This window comes from Bradyrhizobium sp. STM 3809, assembly GCF_000239795.1.
Lineage (GTDB): Bacteria > Pseudomonadota > Alphaproteobacteria > Rhizobiales > Xanthobacteraceae > Bradyrhizobium.
Window position 1 is genome coordinate 1 of record NZ_CAFJ01000518.1, and the last position, 6,910, is coordinate 6,910.

5 protein-coding genes are annotated in these 6,910 nt (G+C 66.2%); all 5 read left to right on the forward strand.

Translation table 11 applies throughout. The features are described 5' to 3' along the window. Positions 1 to 1,499 (forward strand): efflux transporter outer membrane subunit (locus tag BRAS3809_RS24060; RefSeq protein WP_035658039.1); only part of this gene is annotated, 1,499 nt, incomplete at its 5' end. Further along, positions 1,499 to 2,614 carry an efflux RND transporter periplasmic adaptor subunit gene (locus tag BRAS3809_RS24065; RefSeq protein WP_035658043.1) on the forward strand — a complete coding sequence of 372 codons (1,116 nt, stop codon included), beginning with the start codon at positions 1,499 to 1,501 and terminating at the stop codon, positions 2,612 to 2,614. The genes BRAS3809_RS24060 and BRAS3809_RS24065, both read left to right, overlap by 1 nt. A gap of 31 nt (positions 2,615 to 2,645) precedes the next feature. Continuing rightward, the gene (locus BRAS3809_RS24070; protein WP_008964639.1) at positions 2,646 to 5,723 is read left to right on the forward strand and encodes an efflux RND transporter permease subunit; all 3,078 of its coding nucleotides are present in this window, start codon (positions 2,646 to 2,648) and stop codon (positions 5,721 to 5,723) included. Between the two features lie 121 nt (positions 5,724 to 5,844). Next, a complete protein-coding gene (locus BRAS3809_RS24075; protein WP_008964640.1) occupies positions 5,845 to 6,525 on the forward strand; it encodes a PadR family transcriptional regulator in 681 nt (226 codons plus the stop codon). Between the two features lie 29 nt (positions 6,526 to 6,554). Next, positions 6,555 to 6,863: a DUF3861 family protein gene (locus tag BRAS3809_RS24080; RefSeq protein WP_008964641.1), complete on the forward strand. Its 309-nt coding sequence runs from the start codon at positions 6,555 to 6,557 to the stop codon at positions 6,861 to 6,863. The last annotated feature ends 47 nt before the right edge of the window (positions 6,864 to 6,910 follow it).

Consider the following 6,910-nt stretch of genomic DNA (forward strand, 5'->3'; position numbering starts at 1 on the left):
CCGGATGCAGCGTGCTGCTGGCGGCCTGCGCCGTCGGCCCCGACTTCATGTCCCCGGACGCGCCGGTCGCGGCCGGCTACGTCCGCGAGCAGCGGCTGGCTTCGAGCGCCGACGCCGCAACGCCGGGCGGCCACACGCAGAGCTTTGCGTCAGGCGGCGACCTGAGCGGCACTTGGTGGGCGCTGTTTCATTCGCGGCAGATCAACGCCTTCGTCGGCGAGGCGATTCGCAATCACCCGGACATCGAGGCGGCGCAACTGGCGCTGCGCGCCGCGCGCGAAAACGCCCTGTCGCAACAGGGCGCGCTGTTTCCGCAGGTCAGCGCGAGCGGCTCGGCGGAGCGCACCCAGGCCTCGAGCACGCAGCAGGGCCAATGGCCGGGCCAGACCTCGCTCTACACGCTCTATGGCGCCTCGGTGAGCGTCAGCTACGCGCTCGACGTCTGGGGCGGCACGCGGCGTCAGGTCGAGGCGCTGCAGGCCCAGGCCGACTATCAGGGCTTCAAGATGGAGGCGACCTACCTTGCGCTCACCGCGAACGTGGTGACGGCCGCGATCACCGACGCCTCGCTGCGCGACCAGATCGCGGCGACCGAGGAGATCATCAAGGCCGAGACCGATCAGCTCGGCCGCATCCAGCGCCAGTTCGACGTCGGCGCGATCTCGAAATCCGACGTGCTCTCGCAGGAGGCCACGCTGGCGCAGGCCAAGGCGACGTTGGCACCGCTGCAGAAGCAGCTCGCGCAGCAGCGCAACCAGCTGATGGCCTATCTCGGCCGGCTGCCTAACCAGGACCGCGGCGAGCATGTGACGCTGGCGGAGCTGAAGCTGCCGCGCAGGCTGCCCGTCTCGCTCCCCTCCTCGCTCGTGCGCCAGCGCCCAGATATCCGCCAGGCCGAGGCGACCCTGCACCAGGCGACCGCGACGGTCGGCGTCGGCATCGCCAACCTGCTGCCGCAAGTGACGTTGTCGGGCAGCTATGGCGCGAGCGGACCGGAACGGCTGTTCTCGCCGACGACCTTGGTGTGGGACGCGGCCTCCAGCGTCAGCCAGAAGCTGATCGACGGCGGCGCGCTCTACCACACCAAGGAAGCAGATGTCGCGACCTTCGAGCAGGATCTGTCGCTCTACAAGAGCACGGTCATCACCGCGTTCCAGAACGTCGCCGACTCGCTGCGCGCCATCCAGTACGACGCCGAAGCGCTGAAGGCCCAGGCCGCCGCCGAGAAGGCCACGGCCGACAGCCTCGCGATGGCCATCGAGCAGTTCAAGAGCGGTGCCGTGCCCTACGCCAACGTCATCACGGCGCAGCAATCCTATCTCAACGCGCGCGTCTCCCGCATCAAGTCGCAGGCCACGCGCTTCACCGATACAGCGGCGCTGTTCCAGGCGCTCGGCGGCGGCTGGTGGAATCGTCAGGACGAAACACCAGCGTCGCTGCCCCGCGCCAATCCCGGCTATTTCGCCGGCCCCAATCGGACCATCCAGGAAGCGATGTAATGAAGAAGCGCATGACCATCATGCTGGCCGCCATGGCCGTTCTGTTCGGCGGCCTCTACGGGTTTCAGGCCTTCAAGGGCATCATGATCGCCAAGGCGATCGGCGCCATGGCCAATCCGCCGCAGACCATCTCGACCGCGACAGCAGCGACCGCACCCTGGCGCTCCAATCTCACCGCCGTCGGCTCGCTGCGCGCCGTCAACGGCGCCGACCTGGCGCTGCAGGTCTCAGGGATCGTGCAAAGCATCCAGTTCAATTCCGGCGATCCGGTCGAGGCTGGTCAGCCGCTGCTGCAGCTCGTGGCGACCGACGACGCCGCCAAGCTGCAGTCGCTGCAGGCCACCGCCGAGAACGCCGCCATCGTCGTCAAGCGTGACGAGGAGCAGATCAAGTTCAATGCGGTGAGCCAGGCCACGCTCGACAGCGACCGCGCCAACCTCAAGAACGCGCAGGCACTGGTCGCGCAACAAAAGGCGGTGGTCGAGCAGAAGACATTGAAGGCGCCGTTCGCCGGCCGGCTCGGCATCCGCGCCGTCGACCTCGGCCAGTATCTCAGCGCCGGCACCACCATCGTCACCCTGCAGAGCCTCGATCCGATCTTCGTCGATTTCTATCTGCCGCAGCAGTCGCTCGCCGATATCCGGATCGGCCAGGACGTCGGCATCTCCGTCGATGCCTTCCCCGGCGAGCGCTTCAGCGGACAGATCTCGGCGATCAACGCCAAGGTCGATTCCACCAGCCGCAACGTCCAGGTCCGCGCCACCCTGCACAATGAGAAAGCGCGCCTGCTGCCGGGCATGTTCGCCAAGGTCGAGATCGGCATCGGCCAGCCGGAGCAGCTCGTCACCCTGCCGCTCACCGCGGTCGTGAGCAATCCCTACGGCGACCTCGTCTATGTCGTCGACGATCTCAAGGACGGCCAGGGCAAGGCGCGGCAGATGTTCATCAAGAGCAAGCCGGCCAAGGGCGATCGCATCGCCATCACCGACGGCGTCAAGCCGGGCGAGACGGTCGTGATCGCCGGACAGATCAAGCTGCGCAACGGCAGTCCGGTGAAGGTCGACAATTCGCACGTGCCCGTGGCCGAAGCCGCCCCGGATGTCGTCGACCAGTAATCGCGCGCAAAACCCGTTTCAGAGCCCCCCCATGCGTTTCACCGACATCTTCATCCGCCGGCCGGTGCTGGCGCTCGTGGTCAGCGCGCTGATCCTCGTGCTCGGCCTGCGCTCGATGACGACGCTCGCCATCCTGCAATATCCGCGCACACAGAACGCCATCGTGACGGTCAGCACCGCCTATGCCGGCGCCGACAGCGACATCATCGCCGGCTTCATCACGACGCCGCTGGAGAACGCGATCGCCCAGGCCAACGGCATCGACTACATGACCTCGACCAGCGTCACCGGCAGCAGCACCATCACGGTGAACCTGCGGCTCAACTACGATTCCGGCAAGGCGATGACCGAGATCAACGCCAAGGTGAACTCGGTGCTGAACCAGCTGCCGACCGGCACGCAGCAACCGACCCTGACCCTGAAGGTCGGCCAGACCATCGACGCCATGTATATCGGCTTTGCCAGCGACGTGCTGGCGCCGAACCAGATCACCGACTACCTCACGCGCGTTGTGCAGCCGAAGCTGCAGGCCGTCTCCGGCGTGCAGACCGCAGAATTGCTCGGCGCGAAGAAATTCGCGCTGCGCGCCTGGCTCGACCCGGACAAGCTCGCCGCCTACGGCCTGACCGCGACGGACGTATCGACGGCGCTCTCGGGCAACGACTACATCTCCGGTCTCGGCACCACCAAGGGCCGCCTGGTGCAGGTCGATCTCGCCGCCGCGACCAACCTGCATTCGCTCGAGCAATACCGCAATCTCGTCATCAAGCAGGTCAACGGCGCGATCATCCGCCTGCGCGACGTCGCCAACGTCACGCTGGGGAATGACGACTACGACTCAGCGACGCGCTTCAACGGCAAGACCGCCGTCTATATCGGCATCCAGGTGGCGCCGACCGCCAACCTGCTCGACGTCATCAACGGCGTGAAGGCGGTCCTGCCGGACCTGCAGCGCCAGCTGCCGAACGGCATCACGAGCGAGATCCTCTACGACTCCACCGACTTCGTGAACTCCTCGATCGACGAGGTCGTCCACACGCTGGTGGAAGCGATCGCCATCGTCATCTTCGTGGTGTTCATGTTCCTGGGCTCGTGGCGCTCGGTGCTGATCCCGGTGATCGCGATCCCGCTGTCACTGATCGGCACCTTCGGCCTGATGCTGCTGATGGGCTTCTCGATCAACCTGCTGACCTTGCTGGCGCTGGTGCTCGCGATCGGTCTCGTCGTCGACGATGCCATCATCGTCGTCGAGGCGGTGCACCGGCTGATCGACGAGGGCGTCTCCCCGGTCGAGGCGGCGATCCAGTCGGCCCGCTCGCTGGCGAGCCCGATCATCGCCATGACCGTGGTGCTCATCGCCGTCTATGTTCCGGTCGGCTTCCAGGGCGGCCTCACCGGTGCGCTGTTCACCGAGTTCGCCTTCACCCTTGCCGGCGCCGTCACGGTTTCCGCGGTGATCGCGCTGAGCCTGTCACCGATGAACTGCGCCTGGCTGCTGCGCCGGACCGAGCGCGGCGCCACCACCCTGGAGGCGCGGCTGGTCCGCACCATCGACCACGTGCTCGAACGTCTGGCTCATGCCTATCGCCGCGGTCTCGAAAGCGTCTTCACCACCAAGCCCGTCGTCGTCGTGTTCGCGCTGCTGCTGCTGGCGATGATCCCGTGGCTCTATGTCAGCTCGACCAGCGAGCTCGCGCCGGACGAGGACCAGGGCATCGTGCTGTCGCTGACCAACTCCGCGCCATCCGCAACGCTCGAGCAGCGCGAATTCTACGGCCAGCAGCTGTTCGGCCTGATCGCGCAACGCCCGGAGACGCGCACGGTGTTCCAGATCGACACGCCGACGCAGGCAATCGGCGGCTGGGTGCTCAAGCCCTGGGATCAGCGCAAGGCGACGACCAAGACCCTGCAGCCGGAATTCCAGCAGATGCTGAACGGCATCGCCGGCGCGCGCTCCGTGGCCTTCCAGCCCGCATCGCTGCCAGGCAGCAACGGCCTGCCGGTCCAGTTCGTGATCGGCACCACCGGATCGTTCTCCGAGCTGAACGACGTCTCGCGCGACTTCATGGCCAAGGCGCTGGCGAGCGGCAAGTTCATCTTCCTCGATACCGACCTCAAGATCGACAAGCCGCAGACCACCGTCGTGTTCGACCGCGACAAGGCCGCCGATCTCGGCCTGAAGATGAGCGACCTCGGCGGCGCGCTCGCGACCATGCTCGGCGGCAACTATCTCGACTATTTCAGCCTCGAGGGCCGCTCCTACAAAGTGATCCCGCAGGTCCGGCAGAACGACCGCCTCACCGACAACCAGCTGCTCGACTATTCGATCCGCACCAGCGGCAACGCGATGGTTCCGCTCTCGACGGTGGCCCGGCTCGAGCACAAGACGATCCCGGAATCGATCAACCACTTCCAGCAGATCAACGCCGCGACGATCTCCGGCGTGGCGATGCCGGGGGTGGCGATGGGCGATGCGCTCGCCAGCCTGAAGGAACTCGCGACGTCGCTGCCATCGGGCTACTCCATCGACTATGGCGGCGCCTCGCGGCAGCTCGAGCAAGAATCCGGCGGCTTCGTCACCACCTTCGTGTTCGCGCTGATCATTATCTTTCTCGCGCTCGCCGCCCTGTTCAACAGCTTCGTCGACCCGATCATCATCCTGGTGTCGGTGCCGATGTCGCTCGCCGGCGCGCTGATCTTCATCAGCCTCGGGCTCGGCGGCGCGAGCATCAACATCTACACCAAGGTCGGCCTGGTCACGCTGATGGGGCTCGTCAGCAAGCACGGCATCCTGATGGTCGAGGTCGCGAACGAGCTGCGCGAGCACGGCAAGGACCGCACCGAGGCAATCATCGAGGCCGCCAGCATCCGGTTGCGGCCGATCCTGATGACCACGGCGGCGATGGTGCTCGGCGTGATCCCGCTGATCACCGCCAGCGGCGCCGGCGCAGTATCGCGCTTCAACATGGGCCTGGTGATTGCCACCGGATTGGCGATCGGCACCCTGTTCACGCTGTTCGTTGTGCCCGTCGCCTATGCGCTGATCGCACACCGCGGCACGCAGGCCGAACCGGTACCGACGGCCCAGCCGGTCGAGGCGGCGATCTAGAAGCAGGAAAAATGTTCAATCTCAGGGCCTTACAGGGGGAACCGCTGACTACACTCGATCGATGTTGACAAACGAAATACAATAACGATATATCGTTTGTATCAAACGGAGATCATATCGCATGAGACATCATTGGAAATTCGGACGCCACGGCTGGGATGACGAGCGCGAGGAGCGCAGCTGGAGCCGCCACGGCCGGCATGGCCATGGCGAAGCCTGTGACGACGTCCGCCTCGGCGGCCGTGGTCCGGGCTTTGGCCCGCGGGGAGCCGGGCTGTTCGAGCGCGGCGGGCGCCGCGGCGGGCGCGAGGAGTTCGGGCGTGGCGGCGGCGGCCGCTTCTTCGGCCCCGGCGACCTGCGCAGCCTGCTGCTGTGGCTGATCGGCGAGAAGCCGCGCCACGGCTATGAGCTGATCAAGGCGGTCGAAGAGCTTGTCGGCGGCGCCTATTCGCCAAGCCCGGGCTCGGTCTATCCGATCCTCAACCTGCTCGAGGACATGGGCCAGATCGAAGCGGCAGCGGCCGAAGGCGGCAAGAAGCTGTTCGCGATCACCGAGGCCGGCCGCGCGGCGCTGAGGCAGGACGAGGCAGCGATCGAGGGCCTGCTCAGCCGGATGCGCATCATGGCTCGCACCATGGGCGGCATGCGCCCGCCGGAGCAGGTGCTGCAGGCCGTGCAGACCCTGAAGATGGCGCTGAAGATGCACCGCTCCGGCTGGAGCGATCAGGAAGCCAAACGCGTCAGCGACATCTTGATGCGCGCGATCGCCGAGATCCAGGGCGACGACGAACCGACGACCTGATCCTCAGACATCCAGGACGGAGCATCGACATGCCCCACACTTATGCCATCGAGGTCACCGACATCGGCCCGCGCAGCGACGGCGCCGACGGTCCGAGCTACGACTTCACCTTCACCAGCCATGACGATCTCAACGAGATCCTCGCCCGCATCCAGCGCCGCGGCCTGTTCGACGAGACCGAGAGCAAGGTCTTCGTCACCGGGCTGAAGCTGCTCGGCGGTGTCCTGCTGAAACATCGCCGCGAGCCGCTGTTCGCCGAGCTCGGCCCGGCGTTCGGACAGTTCATGAAGACGCTGAAGGCCGGTACGAAGGCCGAGGGCGTTCAAGGCGCCACTTGAGGAGGCGCCCCGTTGGTTTTGCCATTAACTCCGAACCTCGCGGAAGC

Coding starts and splice junctions, on each gene's coding strand:
- BRAS3809_RS24065 (WP_035658043.1), top strand. CDS start 1,499: ATGAAGAAGCGCATGACCATCATGCTGGCCGCCATGGCCGTTCTGTTC.
- BRAS3809_RS24070 (WP_008964639.1), top strand. CDS start 2,646: ATGCGTTTCACCGACATCTTCATCCGCCGGCCGGTGCTGGCGCTCGTG.
- BRAS3809_RS24075 (WP_008964640.1), top strand. CDS start 5,845: ATGAGACATCATTGGAAATTCGGACGCCACGGCTGGGATGACGAGCGC.
- BRAS3809_RS24080 (WP_008964641.1), top strand. CDS start 6,555: ATGCCCCACACTTATGCCATCGAGGTCACCGACATCGGCCCGCGCAGC.